This window comes from Cryobacterium frigoriphilum, from assembly GCF_004403305.1.
GTDB lineage: Bacteria > Actinomycetota > Actinomycetes > Actinomycetales > Microbacteriaceae > Cryobacterium > Cryobacterium frigoriphilum.
Map to the genome: position 1 here is coordinate 80622 of NZ_SOHE01000078.1, position 23531 is coordinate 104152.

19 protein-coding genes are annotated in these 23531 nt (G+C 67.3%); 4 read left to right on the top strand and 15 right to left on the bottom strand.

Translation table 11 applies throughout. The features are described 5' to 3' along the window. Window positions 1-228: 228 nt before the first annotated feature. Both E3T55_RS17880 and E3T55_RS17885 read left to right on the top strand, forming a co-directional pair. A complete protein-coding gene (locus E3T55_RS17880; protein WP_134520895.1) occupies window positions 229-1398 on the top strand; it encodes an LLM class flavin-dependent oxidoreductase in 1170 nt (389 codons plus the stop codon). An 86-nt stretch (window positions 1399-1484) separates the two neighbouring features. Continuing rightward, on the top strand, window positions 1485-2264 hold the full coding sequence (locus tag E3T55_RS17885) for an SDR family NAD(P)-dependent oxidoreductase (RefSeq protein WP_134520896.1): 780 nt from the start codon (window positions 1485-1487) through the stop codon (window positions 2262-2264). A gap of 89 nt (window positions 2265-2353) precedes the next feature. Here E3T55_RS17885 and E3T55_RS17890 read toward each other — a convergent pair whose 3' ends face one another. The 3 genes from E3T55_RS17890 to E3T55_RS17900 all read right to left on the bottom strand — a co-directional run bounded on the left by E3T55_RS17890 (window position 2354) and on the right by E3T55_RS17900 (window position 5793). Then, on the bottom strand, window positions 2354-3130 hold the full coding sequence (locus E3T55_RS17890) for an enoyl-CoA hydratase-related protein (protein ID WP_134520897.1): 777 nt from the start codon (window positions 3128-3130) through the stop codon (window positions 2354-2356). After that, window positions 3130-3639, bottom strand: a complete 510-nt coding sequence (locus E3T55_RS17895) for a nuclear transport factor 2 family protein (protein ID WP_134520898.1) — start codon at window positions 3637-3639, stop codon at window positions 3130-3132. The genes E3T55_RS17890 and E3T55_RS17895 overlap by 1 nt, the downstream gene beginning before the upstream one ends. 168 nt (window positions 3640-3807) lie before the next feature. Next, on the bottom strand, window positions 3808-5793 hold the full coding sequence (locus E3T55_RS17900; protein ID WP_134520899.1) for a flavin-containing monooxygenase: 1986 nt from the start codon (window positions 5791-5793) through the stop codon (window positions 3808-3810). A 235-nt stretch (window positions 5794-6028) separates the two neighbouring features. Here E3T55_RS17900 and E3T55_RS17905 point away from each other — a divergent pair, with 235 nt between their 5' ends. After that, window positions 6029-6688, top strand: coding sequence for a TetR/AcrR family transcriptional regulator (locus E3T55_RS17905; RefSeq protein ID WP_134520900.1), 660 nt, complete (start codon window positions 6029-6031; stop codon window positions 6686-6688). A gap of 33 nt (window positions 6689-6721) precedes the next feature. Here the strand turns inward: E3T55_RS17905 and E3T55_RS17910 are convergent, their stop codons facing one another. The 6 genes from E3T55_RS17910 to E3T55_RS20515 form a co-directional block, all read right to left on the bottom strand. After that, window positions 6722-7504 carry an enoyl-CoA hydratase/isomerase family protein gene (locus E3T55_RS17910; RefSeq protein WP_134520901.1) on the bottom strand — a complete coding sequence of 261 codons (783 nt, stop codon included), beginning with the start codon at window positions 7502-7504 and terminating at the stop codon, window positions 6722-6724. Next, a complete protein-coding gene (locus tag E3T55_RS17915) occupies window positions 7504-8265 on the bottom strand; it encodes a 3-hydroxyacyl-CoA dehydrogenase (RefSeq protein ID WP_134520902.1) in 762 nt (253 codons plus the stop codon). Before E3T55_RS17915 ends, E3T55_RS17910 begins: the two co-directional genes overlap by 1 nt. A gap of 309 nt (window positions 8266-8574) precedes the next feature. Beyond that, on the bottom strand, window positions 8575-9501 hold the full coding sequence (locus tag E3T55_RS17920; protein ID WP_134520922.1) for a 5'-3' exonuclease: 927 nt from the start codon (window positions 9499-9501) through the stop codon (window positions 8575-8577). 249 nt (window positions 9502-9750) lie between these two features. After that, window positions 9751-11376 carry an ABC transporter permease gene (locus tag E3T55_RS17925; protein ID WP_134520903.1) on the bottom strand — a complete coding sequence of 542 codons (1626 nt, stop codon included), beginning with the start codon at window positions 11374-11376 and terminating at the stop codon, window positions 9751-9753. Beyond that, window positions 11373-12323 carry an ABC transporter ATP-binding protein gene (locus E3T55_RS17930; protein ID WP_134520904.1) on the bottom strand — a complete coding sequence of 317 codons (951 nt, stop codon included), beginning with the start codon at window positions 12321-12323 and terminating at the stop codon, window positions 11373-11375. The genes E3T55_RS17925 and E3T55_RS17930 overlap by 4 nt, the downstream gene beginning before the upstream one ends. 116 nt (window positions 12324-12439) lie before the next feature. Further along, window positions 12440-15289: a PT domain-containing protein gene (locus E3T55_RS20515; RefSeq protein ID WP_194092220.1), complete on the bottom strand. Its 2850-nt coding sequence runs from the start codon at window positions 15287-15289 to the stop codon at window positions 12440-12442. A gap of 348 nt (window positions 15290-15637) precedes the next feature. Between E3T55_RS20515 and E3T55_RS17940 the strand changes: the two genes are divergently transcribed. After that, the gene (locus tag E3T55_RS17940; RefSeq protein ID WP_134520905.1) at window positions 15638-16957 is read left to right on the top strand and encodes an MATE family efflux transporter; all 1320 of its coding nucleotides are present in this window, start codon (window positions 15638-15640) and stop codon (window positions 16955-16957) included. Between the two features lie 27 nt (window positions 16958-16984). On the opposite strand, the gene E3T55_RS17945 is transcribed toward E3T55_RS17940, so the two are convergent. The 6 genes from E3T55_RS17945 to E3T55_RS17970 are packed head-to-tail and all read right to left on the bottom strand — an operon-like array spanning window position 16985 to window position 23497. Beyond that, a complete protein-coding gene (locus E3T55_RS17945) occupies window positions 16985-18469 on the bottom strand; it encodes an aldehyde dehydrogenase family protein (RefSeq protein WP_134520906.1) in 1485 nt (494 codons plus the stop codon). Next, on the bottom strand, window positions 18469-19113 hold the full coding sequence (locus tag E3T55_RS17950; RefSeq protein ID WP_134520907.1) for an HD domain-containing protein: 645 nt from the start codon (window positions 19111-19113) through the stop codon (window positions 18469-18471). The genes E3T55_RS17945 and E3T55_RS17950 overlap by 1 nt, the downstream gene beginning before the upstream one ends. Before the next feature lie 3 nt (window positions 19114-19116). Beyond that, window positions 19117-20409 carry an NAD(P)/FAD-dependent oxidoreductase gene (locus E3T55_RS17955; protein ID WP_134520908.1) on the bottom strand — a complete coding sequence of 431 codons (1293 nt, stop codon included), beginning with the start codon at window positions 20407-20409 and terminating at the stop codon, window positions 19117-19119. Between the two features lie 2 nt (window positions 20410-20411). Beyond that, on the bottom strand, window positions 20412-20723 hold the full coding sequence (locus E3T55_RS17960) for a 2Fe-2S iron-sulfur cluster-binding protein (protein ID WP_134520909.1): 312 nt from the start codon (window positions 20721-20723) through the stop codon (window positions 20412-20414). A 37-nt stretch (window positions 20724-20760) separates the two neighbouring features. Beyond that, the gene (locus E3T55_RS17965) at window positions 20761-21549 is read right to left on the bottom strand and encodes an SDR family NAD(P)-dependent oxidoreductase (protein ID WP_134520910.1); all 789 of its coding nucleotides are present in this window, start codon (window positions 21547-21549) and stop codon (window positions 20761-20763) included. Next, the gene (locus E3T55_RS17970; protein ID WP_134520911.1) at window positions 21542-23497 is read right to left on the bottom strand and encodes a PEP-utilizing enzyme; all 1956 of its coding nucleotides are present in this window, start codon (window positions 23495-23497) and stop codon (window positions 21542-21544) included. The genes E3T55_RS17965 and E3T55_RS17970 overlap by 8 nt, the downstream gene beginning before the upstream one ends. Between the last annotated feature and the right edge of the window lie 34 nt (window positions 23498-23531).

Consider the following 23531-nt stretch of genomic DNA (forward strand, 5'->3'; position numbering starts at 1 on the left):
GGACGGTCTCAACATCCCTGTCGACACCTGAACGCTACTAGGAACATTCGAGCAGGGTCAAGGAAGATTGCGAGATTCTCAACATCTACGTTGATACTTCAACACTATCGTTGACAGCGCACCGAGGAGGGGCTTAGTCTTCGAAGACATCGACACCTGCGTTCGGCAGTTTGCGCACAGCTGGGACTGTTTCCAACGGACGCGACACAACTCAAAGGAGAGATACAGATGGAATGCGGAATCTTCCACACGCCGTACATGCGCCCGGGGCGCACAGACAAAGAGACTTTCGAGTACTCGATGATGTTGGCCAAGGCAGCCGACAGCTTTGGCTATCGCGACTTCATGGTCGGCGAGCACGGCATGCAGGCGTGGGAGAACATCCCGAATCCTGAGCTGCTCATCGTCGCGGCCGCGCAGGTGACCGAGCGCATGAGATTCGCGCCAATGGCGCACATCGTGCCGCTGCACAACCCCTCCTCGCTCGCGGTGCAGGTCGGTTACACATCACAGCTGCTGCAGGACCGGTACTTTCTCGGTGTCGGGGCGGGCTCCTGGGAGAACGAAGCCGTTCTGCGAGGCCAACCGGGCGACCTCTCCGAAGCGCACCCGCGTCTGCTCGAGGGCCTTGAGGTCATGGACAAGGTGTGGCGACGCCAGCCATTCACACACGAGGGCCAGTTCTACAAGGCTGCATGGCTCGAAGCGGGGATCGAGGCGGGATCGGTGGATCACCACGACGCCTTCGACCTCAAGGATGGTGAGGAATACCACGCCCTGGCCGACCACTCGCCCTATGGCGGAGCCGATGGGCTCGAAATCGCCATCACCGGCCTGAGCGCGGGTTCCCCGTCTCACGTATTGGCCGGTCAGCGTGGGTGGACTCCGGTGTCGTTCTACGGTGGCTCTACGCTGCTGCGGTCACAGTGGGACGTCTACTCCGCGGCCGTCGAAGCTCGCGGTGACGTGCCCGACGGATCGCGATTCAAGGTCGCTCGCGACGTTTTCGTTGCCAAGACCGATGAAGAAGCGAAGGAACAAGCCAAGAACGGCGCACTGGGCCACGCCTGGAGCAAGTACCTGATGCCGGTTTACAAGAAGTACCGCATCCTCCAGGGCTTCATCGACGACGCCGATGTGAAGGTGGACATCAACGATGTCGACCTCGACTACCTCGCCGATCACGTCTGGCTCTGCGGCTCCCCCGAGACCGTCATGGCCAAGATCGAGCGCACCTTCGAACAGACCGGCTTTCGCTACGGACAGATCGCGGTCAACACACACGATGCACTCGATGACCCCGCCCCCTGGGTCGAGTCCTTGCGCCTCTTCGCCACCGAGGTCGTCGCGAACATCGAGGTCGCGGGATCCAAGTCCCCGGTTCACGAGTTCGCCTAGTCACAAACAACGCACTGCCACGACCGGGGCGGGCGATTCGTTGAATCGCCCACCCCGGTCGTGCTTAACAGGAAAGCAATGGGGTCATGACGGACATAAGCGGTAAAAGAATCATCGTCACCGGAGGTGCCAGAGGCATCGGCGAAGCAGCGGTACGCGCTTTCGCCCGCAGCGGCGCGGCGGTGGTGTCGATCGATCTCAATCAGGAGCCCGGAGAAGCCGTCGCCGCCGAAGCGACAGAAGCGGGGCCGGGCACAGTCAGATTTCTGCACGGGGATGTGTCGGATCGCGCCGGAATCGATGCGATCATCGACGCGGCCGTGGATCACCTGGGCGGTCTCGACGTGCTCGTGAACGTCGCGGGCATTCAGAAGCACGCTGCCGTGCATGAGATCCCTGATGACCTGATGGACAGGATCTTTCGGATCAATGTCTACGGCACGGTCTACACGAATTCGGCGGCATTCCGCCACATGGCCGCCGGCGGCGGGGGCGCGATCATCAACTTCGGCTCCGAATCCGGACTCACTGCCGAGCCGAACAACGCGACCTACGGCATGACCAAGGCTGCCGTGCACAACTGGACCCGCAGCGTCGCGCGGGACTGGGGACCCTCAGGAATTCGCGTCAACGCGGTACTTCCCTACGTCGTCACCCCGATGTACACGGAGTTTCGAGCCGCCCTGACCCCCGCGGAGCTCGCCGCCCACGATGCGTCGACGGCAGCCCAAATCCCCCTCGGCGGGCGGTTCGGAGACCCGGATCGTGATCTCGCTCCCGTGCTCGTGTTTCTTGCCAGCGACGACTCACGATTCATCACCGGCCAGCTGCTTCCCGTCGACGGCGGCCTGATCTCCGTACGCTGACCGAAACAGCGCATGCGCAAAAAGCCTGCCGGGATCGAAGCTTGCGCTCCGATCCCGGCAGGCTTTTGTGCCCGGCGGATGCCAGCGAGCTACCGACCGCTCCACGTCGGAAGTCGTTTCTCCTGGAAAGCCAGTCGACCCTCCTTGACGTCTTCCGTGTGGAAGTACGCCTCGATCGGCTCGTACTTGGTGGCCAGGGCGGTCTCCAGCGAGCCACCCAGACGGGACAGCACGGCCTCTTTCGCGGCCTGCTGCGCCAGCGGCGATGCCACGGTCAGCTTGGCCGCCCACTTCTCGGCCGTCTGCTGCAGTTCGGCGAACGGCACCACCTCGTTGACGAGACCGTATCGCTCGGCGTCGGCAGCGGACATCCGCTCACCGGTCAGAATGAGTGCCATCGCGACGTGATGGGGCAGCTGCCGAATCGCGCGGTGCATGACACCCGATTCCCCGATGATGCCCGCCTTCACCTCGGGAAGACCGAACTGGGCGTTGTCGGCGGCGATGATCAGGTCGGCGCACATCGCCAGCTCGAAGCCGCCGCCGAGGGCGTATCCGTGCACCACGGCGATGAGCGGTTTTTTGAGCACGCGCAACGGGCCGCCGATACCGGTGAGACCACCGCCCAGGGCCAGCCGAGAGGAGTGAGCGCCCGTGCCCCCGCTAATGTCGGCGCCGGCGCAGAAAGCGCGATCTCCGGCCGCCGAGAGCACCGCCACCCAAATGTCCGGGTTGGCGTCGATCTCGATCCACTTCTGCTCCAGCTCAACGTCGAGGTCGTGCGAGATCGAGTTGAGGGCCTTGGGGCGGTTCAGTGTGACGTAGGCGACATGGTCGCGTACCTCATAGAGCAGCTCACCCGACATCAGCGCGATCCCGGCAGGCTGTTGCGGGGAATCGGATTCAGCGCGTCACCCTTGGCGTGATAGGTCTCGGTGCCCGTGTGCTTGAGCTCTCGGCGCTTGATCTTCCAGCCGTCCGGGGTGCGCACGAGGATGTCGTGGTACTGGCCGTACACGACGCCGTCGGGACGGTCGCGCATGTAGTGGTGAAAGGCGTACAGCACGGAACGCACGGTGACGGTGTCCGCGTCGACGAAGTCGATTACGACGTTGGAGACGTGGTGGCTGGTGCCGGCGAAGAAGGCCGAGACACCGAATTTCTCGCTCGTGAGCGTCTCGAGGTACGCCGCGGCGCCATCCGCGCCGTGCGACGGCCCATAGGCCACATGAAGGTCTTCGGTGAAGAGCGGGAGCATCTTCTCAGGATCGGCCGCGTCCAGATGGAACGCATACTCGTACAGGACTCGTGTGATGTTGTCCTGATCGACCAGGCGCTGCACGCTGGCGATGAGATTGTCGGCGGTGACAGTCATGGGTCTCTCAATCGTTGGGGAGGCGAGCCCTCATTGGCTCTTTCGCAGTCTACGCATGTGTTGACTGGGACGTCAAGAGCGATCGGCCGGCAGCACGTCGCCCGGATAAAAAGAGCCCCTGCCACCCGTTGTGACAGGGGGCAGGGGCTCAGGACGCCTGGCTTCGGTCTATGCCGGTACGTCCACACTCGTGCGCGCGTCGTCGTAGCGGAACGTGTAGTTTTCGATGTCGGCGCGTCTGGTCATCTCCCAATACTCGAGATTGGTGAACGGCATCACGAAGACGACCCGGCCGCGCGAGTTGCGGTAGTACGTGGACATGCCTGGATGCGTCCAGACGGTGTGTTCGTGCGTGGAGTCGACGAGATCGTTGTAGACCCGATTCGCCTCCTCGGTCGCGTCGATCGACGCGACTCCACCGTCGAGCATCTCGGTGAGGAGGTCCCGGATATATCGCATCTGAACCTCCATGAAGTACATGAAGCTTCCGCTGCCCGGGAACGAATTGGGGCCGCCCAACATGAAGTAGTTGGGGAAGTCGGGAACGGAGACCCCAAAATAGGCCTTCGGGTTGTCATCGTCCCAGGCCTCGCGCAGGGTGAGACCGCCCACGCCACGGACATCCATTGACGAGATGAATCGAGCGGCATCAAAACCGGTGGCCCAGATCAGCACATCAACGTCGTACTGAGTTCCGGAGTCGCTGACCGGGCCCGCTGCATTCACCGAGGCCACGCCCTCATTCACGAGGGTGACGTCGTCGCGCAGCAGGGTCGAATACCAGCCGTTGTCGAGCAGGATGCGCTTACCGAACGGCGGGTAGTCGGGCAGAACCTTCTCGAGAAGGTCCTGCCGATCGCCGAGACGATCCTTGATGTACTGCGTGAAGAGGATGCGATGGCCGTCGTTTCGGCTGTTGACCGCGCGGGCCGGAAACTCCCAGTCCGGATCAACCCTGAGCGCTTCGATGACCTTGTCACCGAACTGCCAGAACAGCCGCAGCCAGTACCAAGCGTGATAAAGGCGGCACCCCTGCAGCAGAGTGCGGTTGCCCTCGGGGATCGCCTGCCGGAACTGTTCAAAGGGCGCGACCCACTGCGGCGAGCGCTGGAAAATGGTGAGATGTTCGACCTGCTCAGCGATCGCGGGCGAGATCTGCATCGAGCTCGCACCGGTGCCGACGATCGCGACCCGTTTGCCGGCGATGTCGAGCCCCTCGGGCCAATAGGAGGAATGGAAGGATTCGCCGGCGAAGGAATCCCGTCCGGGAACGTTGGGAAGCTTCGGCTTATTGAGCACACCGACCGCACTGATCACGACATTGGCGGTGTGGGAAACGACAACCCCATCGGGACCTCTCACCTCGAGATGCCAGATGTTCAGGGGTTCGTCAAACGTCGCGGAGAGCACCTCGGTGTCGAACTGCACCTGGGCGCGACCGCCAACCTCATCGAGAGTGTCGGTGAAGTACTGAGACAGGTTGTCGCGCAGCTCGAAGTGATTGTTCCAGTTGCGGTCCGCGAATGAGAATGAGTACAGGTGGCTCGGGGTGTCCACGCCCGCACCGGGGTAGGTGTTCTGCCACCAGTTACCGCCGGCTTCGGGCTGCCGCTCGAAGATCGTGTACTCGACCCCCATCTGCTCGAGGTAGTGCGAGGCGACAATGCCCGCGACGCCGACGCCGATGACAATGACCTTGTATCCCGTGGGAGCGGCGAGCGGCGGGGCCTCGATTCGTCGGTCGCCCAGCGCCGATCGCCGGCCCAACTCTTCAGCGAGCATCGGACCGTAGCGCTCATCGACCGGCTCATTGAGGTAATGGGCCATGAGCTTGGTCATGGCCGAGGGGCTGGGAACGGCGATTGCCGGCATCCGCCCCGCCTGCAACGCCATCACTATGGGAATGGCAGCCTCGCGGATCTCGGCTTGAACGACATCCGACAGCCCTCCGCTCTCGTGGTCTCCGAGACCACGGGCACGGGTGGGAGCGTACCTGGGCCCGAGCCACTTCTCATCGCCCGTGAATTGATAAACGGTCATCAACAGCGCAGGCACGGCGGCGTCACCAATCGCCGCTCGAATGTCGGTCTCGCTCAGGATGGGATCGTGGCGCCCCGTGCTCGTGCCGTTGGTGTCGCTGTCATTGAGCTGCATTTATTGGCCTCACTCGTCGGAGTCAGCGCTTCAGGCTGGAGCGACGACGTCGTCCTGCATCCTGACTTGCTGAAGATTATCCTCATCGTCGCATCGCTCACGACATTTGTCAACGCTCGAGTTGACGGGCCGCGGAGAACGTGTCACGCACAGGGAAACGGACTAAATTGCTGACCCCGCCTATACTTTTGCAAAGATCATCGGCGTCGATATCGGCGCAAGAGGGGAAACACTCATGACGCAACCACTGGCAGCGGCCAGCCGCATTTCCCAACGTCGACAGGCAGCACTCTCCGACGGCGGGGCCGACTACAGCGCCAAGCGCGCCGAACTCATCCGCATCGCGGCGATCGTGTTCCGAGAGAAGGGCTACGCCACGGCGACGCTCAACGACATCGCCGCCGTCTTCGGCACGGACCGTGCGTCTTTGTACTACTACGTCGCAAGCAAGGAAGAACTCTTCCAGGAGTGCATCCAGAACATCCTGGACACCAACGTTGCCGCAGCCGCCGGCATCGCGGAGTTGCCCGTTTCGCCCCGCGAGAAGTTGACCCAGCTGATCAGCCTGATGATCGCCTCGCAGGTCGAGCACTATCCCTACATGTATGTCTACATTCAGGAAGACATGCGGCAGGTCGTCTCCCAAGACGCCGAGTGGGCCACCCGCATGGTGGAGCAAACCCACCGCCTGGAGAAGTTCTTCAGGGATGCCATTCTCGAAGGCGTCGCGGATGGTTCCTTCCGCGACGGACTGTCGGCAACGCTCGTTGCCAACGGACTGTTTGGCATGCTGCTCTGGACACACCGCTGGTATGTTCCCGGCACCAAGTACAGCGAGCAGGAGCTCACCGCGACCTTTACCGCCCTCTTTTTCGACGGATTGGCTACGCCGTAGCCCTCGATTCCGGGCCTGGTCCCGTGCCCGGGCTTACGAGCGGGAGGTCGATTTCGAACGCGACGCGAATGCGCTGACACGCGACCGCGTGTCCGCATGACCGGCAAGCGCGGCGATCGACTCGGACTCCGACTTCAGGTGTGCCGCATAGCCCACAGCGGACCCGGCCGCGAGCAGGCGCTTGGTCGCGCCGAGCGACTGGGTCGCGCCTCCGGCGATCCGGGCCGCGAGCCCTGCCACGTGCGCCGCGAGTGACTCCTGCTCGACAATTTCGTTGATCAGGCCCCAGGCAAGGGCATCGGAGGGGCCGACCGTCTGACCGGCGAGAAGCATCGACGACGCGCGCAGTGGGCCGATCGCCCTCGGCAGCAGGTAGGACACCCCGCAGTCGGGGCTAAGTCCGACCACGCCGTAAGCGCCGATGAACGCTGCACGGTCGGTCGCGACGACAAGGTCGGCGTTGAGCACGATCCCCAGCCCCGCCCCGGCTGCGGGGCCCTGAACCGCTGCGACCACGATCAGGCTCGAGGTGGCCAGTTCGAGCAGTGCCTCGTGCATCGTGTCAGCGAGCAGACGGGTGAAGCGCGCCGGGTCATCCGCTTGCGCCATGCCGATGACGTCGCCGCCAGAGCAGAAGAACCGGCCGTTACCGGCGAGCACGACCACGTGACAGTCGGGGTCGACAACGGCCGACGTGACGGCATCGCGGAAGGCGTTCGCCAGCTCGAGGCTGAGCGCATTCGCCTCATCCGGGCGATTGAACGTGAGGCTCGTGACGCCCCCGACGATCGCGACCTCGAGAACCCGCTCGCTCATCAGCGCGGTCCGAGCCGAACGGCTCCGTCAAGGCGGATCGTTTCGCCGTTCAGCATCGGGTTCTCCACGATGTGAGCGACGAGCGCGGCATACTCGTCCGGCCGGCCAAGTCTGGACGGATGCGGCGTCTGTGCCCCGAGCGACACGATCGATTCTGCCGGCAGCGAGTCGAACATGGGGGTGTGAAACAGGCCGGGCGCAATGGTCATGACACGAATCTTCGACTGAGCGAGATCCCGGGCCAGGGGGAGGGTCATGCCGGCGATGGCCGCCTTTGACGCGGAATACGCCGCCTGTCCAATTTGCCCGTCGAACGCCGCGACGGATGCAGTATTGACGATCACGCCACGCTCCTCGGCCTCGGTGGGGTTGTCCATCATGTGCTCAGCGGCGAGCCTGAGTACGTTGAACGTGCCAATCAGGTTGATCTCGACCACGCGTCGAAATACGTCGAGGGGAAACGGCCCCTTCTTGCCGACAACCCGGGCCGCACTGGAGATTCCAGCACAGTTGACGATGATGTCGAGGCCGTTGAAGCGCTCCGCGCCGGCGAGAGCGGAGTGCACGTCAGACTCGCTGGTCACATCGGTCGGAACAAAGAGAACCTGGTCGCCGAGCCCGGCGGCAATCTCGGCACCGGGCGACGTCGCGAGGTCTGCGATGACCACCGACGCTCCCCGCGCGAGCAGGAGTCGGGTCGTGGCAAGACCCAGCCCGGATGCGCCTCCCGTAATCAAGGCGACTTTGCCGGTGATGTCCATCTGAACTCCATCTCGAAGAGAAATTACTTGGATAACAAAGTAAGTACTAGGTGATCCTAGCAATTTGCCTGCGGATTGCGGAAGGCTCGGGGCCAAACAAATTCTGGCTGCGGTTTGCCCAAACCAGGTGCCCTCAGACGCCTTCAGACGTCGCTCGGCGTCGCGGCACTCGTTGCGGCTGCGGGCACTCGCTCCTGCGAGTGCCCGCAGAGCGAACGAGTGCCGCGAGGGGATTGGCTGACACCTCGATTGTGCGGCTCCCGCGTTGCCGGGGTCGGGCGGGCGGCGAGCGCCTCTGCTTGCGAGCGCTTACGGGCGGGCGCGGGCGGCCAGGGCGGCGCGGGCGCGGGTCATCGACGAGGCGAGGCCCCACTCAGCCGACAGGCGCTCGAGCGCGGCGATCTGCTCGGGCGTGCCGGGGCGAATGCGGGCATCGAACCGCGGCAGGTCGAGGTCGCGCACGACGTTGACCACGATAGGGGCGACCCGCAGGTAAGCGGATGCCGCGGTGATCTTCGCGCGCACGGCCGCGCCCATCGGGCTGGCCGGATCGACGGCAGCCGCGACGATACCGTCGAGGTCGCCGTAGCTGGCCAGCAGGGTTGCGGCGGTCTTCTCGCCGACGCCGGCGACTCCCGGCAGGCCGTCGGAGGGGTCGCCTCGCATGGCTGCGAAGTCCGCGTACTGTGCGGGCGTGACGCCGGTCTTGGTGGTGAGGGCGGCATCCGTCAGAACTTCAAGGCGACTCATGCCGCGGCCGGTATATATCACCCGCACGCCGCGGGAATCATCGACGAGCTGAAACAGATCGCGATCACCGGTGACGATGTCGACCGGCATCGGAGCGTGCGTGGCGAGGGTGCCGATGACGTCGTCGGCCTCGTGCCGGGCGGCGCCGATGATCGGGATGCCGAGGGCATCGAGGACCTCGCGGATGATCGGGATCTGGGGGCTCAGGAGGTCGGGGACGACCTCGATGTCGGGGTCGTCATCCGTCAGAACCTCGAGTGCGACGCGGTGGGTCTTATAGGTGGGAATGAGGTCAACCCGCCACTGCGGGCGCCAGTCATCGTCCCAGCAGGCGACGATCTCGGTCGGCTCGAACTCCGTGGCGAGGCGAGCGATCATGTCGAGCAGCCCGCGCACGGCGTTGATCGGCTCGCCGTTCGGAGCGCGCACGGCGTCAGGCACACCGTAAAACGCGCGAAAGTACAGGCCTGCGGTGTCGATGAGCATGCGGCGCTCGGAAGTCAGGGGCTGAGAGTTCAGGGGCTGAGGGTTCAGGGGCTGAGGGGTCACGCCGAGCAGTTTGCCACAGCGCGCGGGCCGCCGGCGTGGCCGCGGGGGCGAATTCAGGAGATCTGCCCGCTGACGGTGCGACCAGTGCACTGGTGCGGCCGGCCGCAGGCGATCTCGGCTCGGATCTCCTGAATTAGCCACGGTGGGGAGCTCGGTCGATTCGGCGAGCGGATGGCGCGGGTCGGGTCAGAGGGTGAGGTCGCGGCGGCGGGCGCCCCACACGGCGAGCGCCGCGGCCACGACGGCCAGCCCGAACATCACCGCGGCCCCGGCCCAGTCGGCGCCGCGCACAGCGCTGACCGGGGTGTGGGTGAAGGGCGAGACGGCGCGCATCCACTCTGGAAGGCCGAAGACGCCGCCGAACTGGCCGACGAACAGGGCCGCGAGCAGGGCGGCCCAGCTCAGGGCGATGCTCACGCGCGGCACGAAGGCGTAGAGCAGGGCCGCGATCGCCAGCATGAGCAGCGCGGCCGGCAACTGGGCGAAGCCCGACCCGGCCACGCTCGCGATCCGGTCGGCGGTGTCGGCCGAGCGGATGAGACCCAGACCCGCTCCCGTCACGGCCGCCGCCAGAACAGACCCGATCGTGATCGCCCCGAGCGCGAGATAGTCGTTCATCCAGCGGATGCGCCGCACCGGCAACGCGAGCAGCAGCTCCCCCGCTCCCCCGCTCTCCTCTTGTCGCAGCCGGATGACCGACTGCATGGCCGCGGCTGCGGCGAGCACACCAATGAGGCTGAACAGCGCGGCCGTGAACAGGTCGATGATCGAGCCGCGGCCGCCCGGGGCGATGCTCGCGAGTGCTCCCCCAATGAGCGGGTTGCTTTCGGCCAGGTCGACGATCGTCTCGCCGAGGCCGCCGGCGATGGCGCCGAGCAACAGCCCCGCAATCGACCAGCCGAGGATGGATGGCCACTGCAACCGCCAGGCCAGACCGAACGACCCCCGCAGTCGGGCCGACGCGTGGTTGCGGCCGCCGCGCTCGGGCAACACGCTCGCGTCGAGGTCTCGGGTCGATTGCAGCCCGAGCACCGCGGCGATCAGCAGCAGAGCGAAGCCGAGGCTCAGCAGCAGCGGAGCGGGTTCGGGGCTGTGAAAGGGGCTGGTCTGCTGGCCCCAGCCGATGGGCGAGAGCCAGCTGGGCCATCCGCTCGCGACGCTCAGGCCGTCGGCCGAGGCGGTGCCACCCGCATCACCGGCCGCGCGCAGCACGTAGGCGACGCCGACGAGCGCGGCGGCGAGTCCGTTCGCGCCGCGCGCGGTGCGCAGGAGTTGGGCACAGACGAGTCCCACGGCGAGGAAGGCGAGGCCGGTCGCGGCGATCGCGGCGCCGCTCAGCAGGGCGCCGGTCGGGTCGAACCCCACCGCGAGAAAGGCGAGGCAGACGCCGGCACCGAGCAGCACGTTCGTCGCGGCGCCGTGCAGCACCGTGGCGACGAGCGGCAGCAGGCGCCCGGCCGCGGTCGCCCCGACGAGGTCGGCACGACCCGACTGCTCCTCGGCGCGGGAGTGACGCACGGCCAGGAAGGTGTTCATCAGGGCGACCGTCGCGGCGAGAAAGGCGAACAGCTGAAAGAAAACAAGGGCGGCGACATCCGTACCCTGCGGTACGCCGCGCAACATCAGCAGGCTCGGGGTCGCAACCGCGATGCGCACGAGGGCCTCGCGCTCGGCGAGGGTTCCGAAGCTCGCCTCGACGGCGACGGAACTCAGGCCGCTGAGGGCGGCGATCGTGAGCACCCAGACCGGTACCTGAAAACGGTCGCGGCGGGCGCGCAGCCACAGCAATTGGGCAAGCGGGCCGCGGTTCATGGCCGGGCTTCGGCCTCGGTGCGCGCCTGGCCATCGGCATCGTCGCGATAGTGGCGCAGAAAGAGTTCCTCGAGCGAGGGCGGCGCGATACTCAGCGCCTGTACCCGCAGCCGTGCGAGCAGCGGCAGCAGGTCGGGCAGGGTGTCGCTGTCGGCGGTGAACCTCACCCGGCCGCCCTCGATCACAAGGTCGTGAATGGTGCGGATGCCCGCGGCCAGCTGCCCGAGGTCGGGTTGCGTCAACCCCGCGGCCGAAAAGGCCACCGCCGTGCGGGTGAGGTGCCGGAGGTCCGCGAGGGTGCCGGTCTGCACGGTACGCCCGGCGCGAATGATGGTCACCCGATCGCAAAGATGCTCGACCTCGGAGAGGATGTGGCTCGAGAGCAACACGGCGGCGCCCGCGGCCGCGGCCGCCTGGATCTCGCGGCGAAAGACCTCTTCCATCAGCGGGTCGAGGCCCGAAGTGGGTTCGTCAAGCACGTAGAGGTCGGCGGGCGTTGCGAGCGCGGCGATGAGAGCGACCTTCTGTCGGTTGCCCTTGGAGTAGGTGCGGCCCTTCTTGCCGGGGTCCAGGTTGAAGGCATCGAGCAGGTGCGCGCGGCGAGCGCGTTCGGCGGGAGTGCCGGTGCCGCCCCGCAGACGGCCGAGCAGGTCGATCGCTTCCCCGCCGGACAGGTTCGGCCACAGCGTGACGTCTCCGGGCACGTAGGCCATGCGGCGGTGCAGGGCCGAGGCATCCGCCCACGGATCCCGGCCGAAGACCGTTGCGCTGCCACCGCTCCCGCGCATCAGACCGAGCAGGATGCGTATGGTCGTGGACTTGCCGGCTCCGTTGGGTCCGAGAAAGCCGTGCACCTCACCGGCGGCGACCGTGAGGTCGAGGCCGTCGAGTGCGCGCACCCGCCCGAACGTCTTCTGCAATTCCCGCGTCTGGATCACGGTGCTCATGAGGCGAGGCTACGCCGATTCGGGGGTGTGCTACGAGATTGCCCACATTCGGTCGTGCTGAATGCGCGGAAGCAACACCATCGACGATTGCTGCGTGCAGCGCACGATCGTCTCGCCTAGGTCGAGACAGCCAACCCGACGGTGCCCGCGAGCAGTATCAGCCCACCCACGCGGTAGCCCGCCGTCAGGTGGGGCTGCCGAAACCACTTGAGGTCACCGGGCGCCGGCCCGCGACCGGTGAGTTTGAGCCCGGCGATCACCAGCATCGGCAGGGGCAGCACCACGAAGGCCATGCGGGCCACGTTGGCGCCGGCCCCGAGCGCGTCGATCAGCAAGGAGGTCACGAGGATACCGAAGACCAGGTTGATCGCCACGACCGAAAGCTCGGTGGGCAGGGCCTGCCAGATTGCCGGTCGATTACGAAACCGGCCCTCGAACAGCGGCGCGATGATCGCCGCCGCGAACATGGCCGCCCCCAGCACGACCTGCCAGACGAACCCGACGAAGGCACTCGACACCAGCACGAACAGCACCGACTGCAGCCCAGCGGATGCCACCACCTGAACCCGCGACGCGGCCGGCAGATGCAGGGGCGCCACCGCCACCAGCCGCTGGGGGAAGAACCTGGTAGCAACCTCTTCGAGCACGGTCTTCAGAACGAGCGCGCTTCCGACCGTGACCGCGATCATGTCGGCGTAGGCACCGATCGGCAGGTCGTACCCCGAGAGCCCGCTGAGCGCGCCGACGAATTTCTGGGTGGCCCAGGCACCGACCAGCGGCACCACCACCAAGTCGATGCCGCGTTCCCACCACTCGGCCCGGGTTTTCGGCGATCGGCGACGAATCGAGCGGAACGACTGCGCCACCAGCGACGGCACGAGCGTGATGAGGGTCATGCCGATCAGGGTCAACATGCTGCCCGGGCTCACGATGCCGCCCGAGAGCAGCACGCCCGCCCAGAACACGATCAGCGCGAGCACCCCGGCAAACGCATCGATCGCGCCGAGCGCCACGATGAGGGCGAACAGCAGCAACCCCGGGGGCATGGCACGGCCCGACACGTCGAAGACGGCGGCGAGCCCCAGCAGGATTCCGCCGAGCGGCAGCACAAGGGCGAGGTTTCCGGTCATGGCCCGCAGGGCTGTGGCGTCGCCGAGCACCGAGGCGGCGAGTGAGGACCGTGCGGCTGCGGCACCGATGGCGCGGCGGATTCCGCCGTCGAACCGGGTGAAGGCCCGGCGGTTCCAGAGCGGCAGCCGATCGCCCCAGCCGGCTTCCGACGCCAACAGGTTTCCCGACTTCACGTCGATGCGCCGGGTCGATTCGGACTCCCAGGCGTCTTGCGAGTGCAGCCGCTGGCCCAAACGATTGAACACAGAACCGCCGGCGAGAGCGAGCATCGAGAGAAGGGTCATCGCCGAAACGGTCAACGCGATGAGCGTTTCGGGCTCGTCGAGCGGGGTCACGGTGGCAAACGGCAGCGCAACGATGCGGCGCATGGTGTCGGGAACGGATGCCTGCGCATCCGCTGCCGCCGCTGCGATCAGTCCACCGGCGGCGACGGTGAACCCGGTGCGCGCCTCGATCTCGGCTCCGGGTGAACCATCGGAACCGCGCGCGCCGGAGCCGAGCACGAGCAGGGTGTGGTCGCCGTCGGGCAGGTCGAGGGGCAGGCTGTGGTCGGCCGTGAAGGTTCCGTCGGGGCTCGCGTAGCCCTCGGCGACCAATTGCGGGGTCGAGAACGCGAACACCTGCACGCCCGAGCCGGGCTCGAGGCCCCAGCCGGCGACGCTCACCCGGGCGTTCGCCGAGGTGGCCCCGAGCAGCACCTCGAGGTCGAACGTGAATGCAGACGGGGCGGGAGCCAACATCGGGGCGGGGAACGCGGTCGCGGTCGCGGTCGCCGTCGCCGTTGCCGTCGGCGTCGGCGTTGGCGTTGGCGTCGGCGTCGGCGTCGGGGACTCGGTCGGCGTGGGTGGCGTCGGCGCTGTGGTCGGCACAGTGACGGATGCGGGCGCCACGGCCGGTTCAGCGGCAACGGTCGGCTGTTCGGCTGGGACTTCCACGACGGGAATCTTGGCCGGGTCGTCGGTGGGAACGTCGGTCCGAACCGCCGTCGGGAGATCGGTCGGAACGTCGGTCGGAACCGCCGTCGGAACCGCCGTCGGAACCGCCGTCGGAACCTCGGTCGGAACGTCGGTCGGGACAACCGTCGGAACCGCCGTCGGCACGGCGGTAGGTTCGTCCGTCGGGACATCCGTCGGCACGGCGCCCGCGACGCTGAAGGGCACGGTGTCGGCGGCGACGGCTCCGCTGTTCGCATCGGACAGCTGGCCGGTCAGTGTGTAGCTGCCGGGTTCGAGGCTCTGGTCGAGGCTCACCTGGGAAAGTGCGATGCGCTGGGCGTAGACCGTGCCCAGTTCGATCATGACCTCGCCAACGGGCTCGCTGGCGGCGTTACGGATGGTCAGTGTCCCGGTCGGGGCCAGGTGCGCGGTGCCGGTATTGGTGACCTGCACCTGCAAGAAGGGGCCGTCGACATCCGCTGCGTAGATCGGAGCTGACCAGGCGAAGGCGGGTTCGACGCCTTCGCCCACGTGAATGTTCACCATCACGGTCTGCCGCTGCTCAGTGGCCGGCTGCACCATTCGTTGAAGGGGCGGCTCGGCCTGTTCGAGAACCAGGGCGGCAATGTATTTTCCCTCGGTGGTCTCGGCCGGAACAGTCACGGTGAAGTCGCGCAGCAGCTGTTCGTTGCCGCCCAGGGAGTCGGTCTGGGCTTCAAAGTTGATCCAGGACGTTTCGGGAAAGACGTGCTCCCCCTCGGCGCCGACGCTCGGGCCACCGTTGAGAGCTGCCCCCACATCGGCCTGGTAGCTACGCACCCAGGTCGCCTCGGCACTCTCGTTAGTGAGTGACACACTCGTGGGCAGGCTCGTCTCGCCGGCGCCGACATAGACGTCCACGCTGCTGGATGATTGCTGCCCCACCGCGGAAAGGGCAAGAGCGGCGGCGGCGCTGGTTTCGGCGTGCGAGCTGGCAGAGCCAAACGCCGCTACGACCGGAAGCACCGCGAGAGTCAGGGCGAACGCCGCGCGTAGCGTCAACGGCCGCCACGGCGCGCGCACAGGCTGTGGTGACCTGACCAATATTTTCCCCCCCGGGTGCGTTCAGAGACTACCGGACGCAACAGCGGCCCGACAGAGCCCCGAGTGGGGCTGTTCACGCTCCGTTGGGTTGACAGTGCCGGAACGGCCAGGGGTCGCCAGAGCTGTCGGGACGCCGGGCGGCCGTAGAGTCGAAGCATCAACATTCTGCGGGCGCAGCCCATTGACCGGGACATTCGGCGGCTCGCGCTGCCCGCGCTCGGCGCGCTCGTAGCTGAGCCGCTGTTTCTGCTCGCCGACGCGGCCATGATCGGGCACCTCGGCACGATTCCGCTCGCCGGTCTGGGTTTGGCGAGCGCGGTGTTGCAGACGATCATCGGCCTCATGGTGTTTCTGGCCTACAGCACGACCCCCGCGGTGGCGCGGTGGCTCGGGGCCGGCGACATCCGCCGCGCGGTCAGCGTGGGCATCGACGGGCTGTGGCTCGCGCTGGGCCTCGGGGCGGGGCTCGCGGTGCTGGGCTTTCTGGCGACACCGACGCTCGTCGCCGCGTTCGGCGCCGAAGAGGATGTCGCGGTGCAGGCCGTCACCTACCTCGGCCTCTCGATGTTCGGGCTTCCGGCCATGCTGCTCGTGTTCGCGGCGACCGGACTGCTGCGCGGCCTGCAGGACACCCGGACTCCCCTCTATGTGGCGGGCGTGGGGTTCGCGCTCAATATCGTGCTGAACTTCGTGTTCATCTACGTGCTCGGACTCGGCATCGCCGGCTCGGCGCTCGGCACGGTCGTGGCGCAGTGGGGCATGGTCGCCGTGTACCTCGTGGTGGTCGTGAAGCACGCCCGGCGGCACCGGGCGCCGCTGCGCCCGCATCGGGCCGGCGTGCTGCTCGGGGCGCGGAGCGGCGGCTGGCTGTTTCTGCGCACGCTGAGCCTGCGCGCCGCGATGCTGCTCGCGGTATTCGTGGCGACCCGGCTCGGTTCCCCCGAACTCGCCGCCTTTCAGATCGCAATGACCCTGTTCGCGACCCTCGCCTTCGCCCTCGACGCGCTCGCGATCGCCGCACAGGCACTCGTCGGGCGCGGCCTCGGCGCGGGTGACGTGAGCCAGGTGCGGCAGGTGCTGCGGCGCTGCCTCGAATGGGGATTTCTCGGCGGAGTGCCGCTCGGACTGCTGGTCATCGTCACGAGCGGGGTGCTTCCCCTGGTCTTCACGAGTTCCGAGGCCGTGTTGCGCCTGCTGCCGCCGACGCTCATCGTGCTCGGAGCATCCGTTCCGCTCGGCGCGCTCGTCTTCGTGCTCGACGGCGTGCTGATTGGTGCCGGAGACGCGCGCTATCTGGCGCTGACCGGGCTCCTGAACCTCGCGGCCTTCGTGCCGCTCGCGCTGCTCGTCTACTGGTTCGCGCCGGCGGGCCCGGCCGGACTCGCCTGGCTGATGGCGGCCTTCGCGCTCGGCTACCTCGGCGCCCGGGCGGTCACGCTGTCGCTGCGTGCCCGCTCGAGCAAGTGGATGGTCGTCGGCGCGTAGGCCCCGGCGGCACAACCGCAACCGCGGTCAGCGGATGCGGCGGTGCACCGACTGCACGCTCAGGTACGCGCGCAGACCCTCCGGCCCGAATTCGGCGCCGAGGCCCGAGTCGTGGCGGCCCGCGAACGGTGCCGCATGGTTCGAGGCGAAAAACCCGAGGCCGACCGAGCCGGTGTCGAGGCGCGGAGCGAGCGCGAACGCGGCATCGGGGTCGGCGGAGAAGATCGTGCCGCCGAGGCCGAACGGCGTGTCGTTGGCGATGCGCACCGCCTCCTCGAGCGAGGAGTACCGCAGGATGGAGAGCACCGGGCCGAAGATCTCCTCCCGGGCGATGCGCATGTCGGGCGTGACATCGGCGAACACGGTCGGCTTCACGAAGAATCCCCGGTCAAAGCCCGAAGTAACGTCGCCGCCGGTCGTGGCTCTGGCCCCCTCGGCGAGGCCGCTGCGAATGTAACCGCGCACGATCTGCTGCTGCGAATGGGTGGCCGAGGGACCGAACACCGTCGCCGCATCCATCGGGTCGCCCTGCGGCGCCGCCTGAATCGTGGCCGTGACCATGTCCACGAGTTCGTCGTAGCGCTCGGCCGGAGCGAGGACGCGGGTCGAGATGTAGCAGGTCTGTCCGGTGTTGCGCATGCAGCTGCGGATCAGCACCTGTGACATGGCGTCGAGGTCGACGTCGGGCAGCACGAGCGCGGAGGACTTGCCGCCGAGCTCGAGCGTCACCGGGCGCAGCAGGGTTCCGCAGGCCGCCGCGATCGAGCGGCCGACCGGCGTCGACCCGGTGAAGGCGACCTTCGCGATGCCCGGATGCTTCACGAGCGCGTCGCCGAGGCTGCCCGGCCCGGTCACGAGGTTGATGACCCCGGCCGGGATGCCGGCGGCGACCGCGGCATCCACGATCAGCCGCACCGAGAGCGGTGTCGGTGAGGCCGGCTTGATGACGACGGTGCAGCCGGCCATCAGCGCCGGGGCGAGCTTGGCCACGACGAGGTTGATCGGAAAGTTCCACGGCGCGATCAGCGCGCAGACGCCGACCGGGTCGAGCCGCACGACGGTTTCGGCCGAACCGTCGGGAAACGGGCGGATGTCGGGCGTCTCGAGCAGGGGCGCGAGTGAGGCGAAATAGCGAAAGATCGAGGCCGCGTTCGCTGCTGCCTTCGACGTCTCCGCCACCGGCGAGCCGTTCTCCCACGTGTTGGTGTGCGAGATGGCTTCAGCCCGCTCCTCGATCTCCGAGGCCAGCCGGCGCAGAAACCGGGCCCGCACCGCGGGGGCCAGGTCGCGCCATCCGCTGCCGACGACGGCGCTGCCCGTGAACGCGCGCCGCGCCGCCGCGACGGCCGCGTCGAGGTCGGCGACGGATGCCTGCGGCACCGATCCCCAGACCTCCCCGGTCGCCGGGTTGGTCACCTCGGTGCGCCCCGCCCCGGTCGAACGCTGCCAGGCGCCGTCAATGAAGAGGTCGTCGGTGTGGGTGTACGGCAGGGTCGCCTGCAGCAGGCTCATCAGAGCACCCCGATGCGCAGCAGGGATTCGGAGCGTTCGAGTTCACTCACGGCCATCTCGAGGCCGGCGGCGGTGATCAGTTCGGGCAGAATCTCGGTGCGCAGACGGGCGCAGTACGACGAGGGCGAACGCCCAAACCAGCCGGAGGCGAGCGCGATGCCGGCGGTCGTGAAGCGCCAGAGCCGGTCGGCGTCGCGCACCAGGGAATCCTCGATGGAGTGCGACACCGGCCGGGTGTCGTGCCCATCGATGATGTCGGTCACCCGGGTCACGAACTCGGCGCTGTAACCGAGGCCCGGCAGCACCTCGCGGGCGATCTCGCAGCCCCGCTGTTCGTGTTCGAAGCGGATGTCGGCCTGCCGCCAGTTGGCGCCGAAGCCCTCCGAGACGATCTTGGTCTCGTCGACGCGGGCCCAGCCGGTGTCGTGCAGCAGAATCGCCACCCGCACGACGAGCGCGTCGGCCTCCGGGTAGACGAGGCAGAGCCGCTCGGCGAAGGCGAAGGAGATCGGAACGTGGATGTCGTTGCCGCGGGTGCGCATCTCGGTGGTCACGGCCCGCCAGAGCGGGTCGAGATCGGTGAGCAGCGCGTCGGCCTGCCTGATCGGGGAGGTGTCGACGTCGTGGACTGTCTGCAGCGTCATGGGTTACTTTCCGGCCAGCGCGGCAACCGCGGACACGAGCTTCTTGAGCGGGAGGGAGACGTCGCCGGCCAGGTCGGCCGGCACGTTCTGGCCGTGGTGCAGGGCGCCGCGCACGGCGATGAAGTCGAGCGGCTTGTTGATGCAGTCGGCGGCGATCAGCTGCCCGGCCCGGTAGTACAGCACCGAGAACTTCTCGCTGTCGGGGTCGCCGCGCAGCACGATCTCGTCGTGCCCGCCGCTGAGGCCGGCGATCTGCAGCTTCAGGTCGGCCTGGTCGCTCCAGAACCACGGCACGGTGGAGTACTCGGCGGCCACACCGAGCAGCGTCGCGGCGGCGATCTTGGCCTGTTCGACCGCGTTCTGCACGCTTTCCAGCCGCAGCCGGGCCACTCCGCCCGGCGTGATGGAGGGGTTGGGCAGGTTGGCACAGTCCCCCGCGGCGACGGTGAGGCCGTCGGAGCAACGGGCGCTGCCGTCGACGACGATGCCGTTGTCGAGGGTGAGGCCGAGCTGTTCGGCCAGTTCGGTGCGGGGAATCACGCCGACCCCGATCAGCACAACGTCGGCCGGCACGACGGTGCCGTCGCCGAGTTCGACCCCGGTGACCCGGTCGTGTTCGCCGAGAAAGCGAACGACCTGAGCGTTCAGCACCACACGGATGCCGCGGCGCCGGTGCGCCTGCAGGTAGAACTCGCTCGTCTGTTCGCTCACCGCACGACCCACGAGGCGCGGAGCTGCCTCGAGCACGGTGACCGTGGTGCCGCCGGCGCGGGCTCCGGCGGCGACCTCGAGCCCGATGAAACCGCCCCCGACGACGACCAGGTTGCGGGCGCCGGCGAGGCCCTGAGCGAGCTGCGCGGCATCCGTCGCCGTGCGCAGGTAGCTGACGCCCTCGAGCTCGCTGCCGTCGAACGGAATCTGGCGGGGCACGGCCCCGGTCGTGAGGGCGAGCCGGGCGAAGGCGAAGCGACGGCGGGATTCGGCGACGGCGACACCTCCCGCCGCGGTGCGGCTGACGCTCACGATGCGTTCACGGGTGACGAGCTCGATGTCGTGCTGGCGGTAGAAGTCGTGGCTGCGAAAGGTCAACGAATCGGCCGTGACCTCGCCCTTCAGAAACGCCTTCGAGAGCGGCGGGCGCTGGTACGGCGCGTGCGGCTCTTCGCCCACGAGCACGATCGGGTCGGTATCGCCGAGCTCCCGCAGGCTCGACGCGAGCTGCACGCCGGCCTGGCAGTTGCCGATGATGAGGGTTCCGAGCCCGGTGGGGCGCGCGGATGCCGCGGTGCCGGTCATCACTACACCTGCGTTTCGGGGGTCGTGACGCGAATGTCGGCGTCGCCCAGCTTGAGCTGGCAGGACAGCCGGGAGTTGGCCTCGCGGTCGATGGCGGTGCCGTCGAGCATGTCGTCTTCGAGCTCGAGCATGGCGGCAAAATCGCTGTCGGCGCAGACGAAGACGTGGCAGGTGGCGCAGCTGAGGCTGCCGCCGCACTCGGCGACGATGCCGGGCACCCCGTTGCGCACGGCGGTCTCCATGACGGAGTCTCCGGCGAAGCCCGCGACGGCGGTCTCGCTGCCGCTGGCGGAGATATAGGTTACGGAAGGCATAGGAGGGTCTCCTTCGAGTCTGTGCTGATGGTGGAGGTCACAGGAACTGCCGGCCGCCGTCGACCACGAGGGTCTGGCCGGTGATGTAGCGGGAGCCGGAGCCGGCCAAAAACAGGGCCGCCCCGACGATGTCATCGGGCTCACTGGCCCGTTTGATGGAGCCGCGATCCACGCCGTACTCGGCCGCCCCCTCGATGAGGCCGTAGCTGGCCTCGGTGAGGGTGAAGCCCGGTGCGATCGCGTTGACAGTCACGTTGCGCACGCCGAGCTCTTTGGCGAGCACCCGCGTGAGGGCGATCACGCCGCCCTTCGAAGCGACGTAGTGCGCCCACTGGGCGGAGCCGCTCAGTACCGTCGCGCTCGAGAGGTTGATGACCGCGGCGCCGTCAGCGAGGTACGCGGAGCAGGCGCGGGTCACGAGCCAGGGTCCCTTGAGGTTGACGGCCATCACGCGGTCCCACTCGTCCAGGTCGATGTCTTCGAACGGGGAACGGGTGATGGTCGCGTAGATCGCGGCGTTGTTGATGATGACGTCGATCCGGCCATCGTCACCCGAGAAGGCGGCGGCATCCGCTGCGAGCCGGGTCACCGAATCGAGCGAGGTGACGTTGGCTTCGAGGGCGAGGGCGGTTCCGCCGGCCGCCTCCACGAGCAGGGCGGTCTGTCGCGCGCCCTCGAGGTTGGTGTCGGCGACGACCACCCGGTCGCCCTGGGCCGCGAAGCCCAGGGCAAAGGCACGGCCCAGCCCGCCGGCGGCGCCGGTGATCAGCACCGTTCTGGCGGTTTCACGCCCCTGAGCGGGCTGGTCCGTGCGCGGATCAGGCATGGCTACCTTCGAAAACGGTTCCGTCGATGGCCTCGAAGCCGGCCGGTTCGAGGGTCTGCTCGAGCTGCATCGCCGCGTCGCCGGCCAGGGTGAGGTCGTGCACGTGGTCCTCAGCGGCGCGCTCCTCAGTGGCGTGCTCCTCGACGATGGTGACGGTGCCGTTGTTGCCGTCGACGCGCAGCCACTGGCCGGTCACGATCTGGGATGAGGCGGTGCCGGTGCCGGTGACGGCCGGCATGCCGTATTCCCGGCAGACGATGGCCGCGTGACTCATCATGCCGCCGATGTCGGTGACCGTGGCGCGAATCTTGCCGAAGATCGGACCCCACGACGGGGCCGTGACGGGGGCGACGAGGATGTCGCCCTCGCGCACCTCGGAGAGCTGGTCTGAGCTGCTGATGACGCGGGCCGGGCCTTCGGCCACGCCGCTCGAGGCCGCCATGCCCCGAAACTCACCCTCTGGCGCGTCGGAGTCGCCGAGCCAGTTCTTGATCTGGTCGCTCGTGATGCCCCAGAGCATGAGGGTGAAGGGTTCGGTGATCACGGCCGGCGGGGTGTTGAGGGCCGGCTGCGGGCGCTGCTGCTGCAGGGCGTCGACGATGCCGCGGCGGCGTTCGACCTCCTCGGGCCAGTACGACGGACCGATCGCGGGCGCGCCGACCGCCCAGCCGGTGACGTAGTCGAAGAGGGCCTCGCGCACCTCGTCGCGGCGCAGAAAGAACATGCCGTCGGCATCCGCCCAGAAGCCCTGCTGCTGCAACATCGCGGAGAGTTCACGGGCCTTGCGCCAAAAGACGCCCATGGTCCAGTGCTCGATGTAGAAGTTGTGGTTTTCGACGTAGGGATAGACCTGGCGGGCGAGGCCGAGCTTGCCCTCGAAGGCGGCGAGTTGTTCGGGGCTGAGCAGTTCGCAGTACTCCTCGGTGATGCGGTCGCGTTCGGCGACCAGTTCGGCGACCGGGCGGTCGATGATCTGACCGTTCTGCAGGCGGCCGATGTAGTCGCGAATATAGCCGAGCGGCAGCTCGAGGTGGTCGATCCAGTACTTGTCGTGAGCGTAGAAGCCGTTGCCGACGGTGAAGTTGAACCACGGGTCCTTCGCCTCGGTGAAGGCGGCGATCCATTCGGTGCCACCGGATGCCGCGGCGAGGCCGGCGAGGGTGGCTTCCGGGTTCTCGGTGTCACCGAACAGGCCGGTCAGGCCCAGCTCGACGGCGAGTTTGGCGAGCTTTTTGAGCTCGTCGTCGGGCCGGAACAGTTCCATGTCGACGCCCTGCACCATTTTCGCCACGGCCTGGTCGGGAATGCCGGGGAAGACCTCTGTGCAGAAGCTGAAGAAGTCGAGGTAGGCGACGTAGCCGAGGTTCAGAAACTCGAAGTGGTACTGCCAGGCGCGGTAGGTCAGCGCGATGAGTTCGTCGTAGCGGGCGAGCAGGTCGTTGTTCGGGCCGGTACCCTTACCGCTCGTCACGTCGTTGATATCGACCTTGTCGGGCAGCGCGGCGAAGCTGAGCGCGTTCAGCTCGTCGATCGTGCCGTGGATCTTGCCCTGCCACTGCTCGAGCAGGGTCTCCCAATTCTGAAAGTAGTGGCCGGCTCGGGCCATGAATTCGGGCACCCGGGCCGCGATCTCGGCCTCGGGCACGCCGACCGGCGACATGAAGACGTAGCCGTTGTGGATGCGGAACTCGATGCCGTTGGCCGGCGGAATGAGCAGGTGCCGGGTGTTGTACTGCCCGAGGCAGCTCACGGCGAACTCGAAGCCGATCGTCTCGAACGGCTTGGTCACGGTCGGCCAGTGCTGGCTGTCGCAGAACCAGAACTTGCCCTCCTCGACCTCGCGGCGGTTCTGCTGAAAGACCAGGTTGTAGGCGTACAGGTCTTTCCAGCCTTCGGCACCGGCGGCCGGGGCCTGGTCGTAGGGGCTGGGAAATGACTTCTCTGTCATTGGTAAACCATTCTCGAAGTGGGGCGCGGGGTCA

What these genes read in the sequence shown, in the direction of transcription:
- E3T55_RS17885 (WP_134520896.1), top strand. Translation starts at nt 1,485, where the DNA reads ATGACGGACATAAGCGGTAAAAGAATCATCGTCACCGGAGGTGCCAGA.
- E3T55_RS17925 (WP_134520903.1), bottom strand. Translation starts at nt 11,376, where the DNA reads ATGAACCGCGGCCCGCTTGCCCAATTGCTGTGGCTGCGCGCCCGCCGC.
- E3T55_RS17950 (WP_134520907.1), bottom strand. Translation starts at nt 19,113, where the DNA reads ATGACGCTGCAGACAGTCCACGACGTCGACACCTCCCCGATCAGGCAG.
- E3T55_RS17910 (WP_134520901.1), bottom strand. Translation starts at nt 7,504, where the DNA reads ATGAGCGAGCGGGTTCTCGAGGTCGCGATCGTCGGGGGCGTCACGAGC.
- E3T55_RS17920 (WP_134520922.1), bottom strand. Translation starts at nt 9,501, where the DNA reads ATGCTCATCGACACCGCAGGCCTGTACTTTCGCGCGTTTTACGGTGTG.
- E3T55_RS17965 (WP_134520910.1), bottom strand. Translation starts at nt 21,549, where the DNA reads ATGCCTGATCCGCGCACGGACCAGCCCGCTCAGGGGCGTGAAACCGCC.
- E3T55_RS17890 (WP_134520897.1), bottom strand. Translation starts at nt 3,130, where the DNA reads ATGTCGGGTGAGCTGCTCTATGAGGTACGCGACCATGTCGCCTACGTC.
- E3T55_RS17915 (WP_134520902.1), bottom strand. Translation starts at nt 8,265, where the DNA reads ATGGACATCACCGGCAAAGTCGCCTTGATTACGGGAGGCGCATCCGGG.
- E3T55_RS17880 (WP_134520895.1), top strand. Translation starts at nt 229, where the DNA reads ATGGAATGCGGAATCTTCCACACGCCGTACATGCGCCCGGGGCGCACA.
- E3T55_RS17960 (WP_134520909.1), bottom strand. Translation starts at nt 20,723, where the DNA reads ATGCCTTCCGTAACCTATATCTCCGCCAGCGGCAGCGAGACCGCCGTC.
- E3T55_RS17945 (WP_134520906.1), bottom strand. Translation starts at nt 18,469, where the DNA reads ATGAGCCTGCTGCAGGCGACCCTGCCGTACACCCACACCGACGACCTC.
- E3T55_RS17955 (WP_134520908.1), bottom strand. Translation starts at nt 20,409, where the DNA reads ATGACCGGCACCGCGGCATCCGCGCGCCCCACCGGGCTCGGAACCCTC.
- E3T55_RS17900 (WP_134520899.1), bottom strand. Translation starts at nt 5,793, where the DNA reads ATGCAGCTCAATGACAGCGACACCAACGGCACGAGCACGGGGCGCCAC.
- E3T55_RS17895 (WP_134520898.1), bottom strand. Translation starts at nt 3,639, where the DNA reads ATGACTGTCACCGCCGACAATCTCATCGCCAGCGTGCAGCGCCTGGTC.
- E3T55_RS17905 (WP_134520900.1), top strand. Translation starts at nt 6,029, where the DNA reads ATGACGCAACCACTGGCAGCGGCCAGCCGCATTTCCCAACGTCGACAG.
- E3T55_RS17970 (WP_134520911.1), bottom strand. Translation starts at nt 23,497, where the DNA reads ATGACAGAGAAGTCATTTCCCAGCCCCTACGACCAGGCCCCGGCCGCC.
- E3T55_RS17930 (WP_134520904.1), bottom strand. Translation starts at nt 12,323, where the DNA reads ATGAGCACCGTGATCCAGACGCGGGAATTGCAGAAGACGTTCGGGCGG.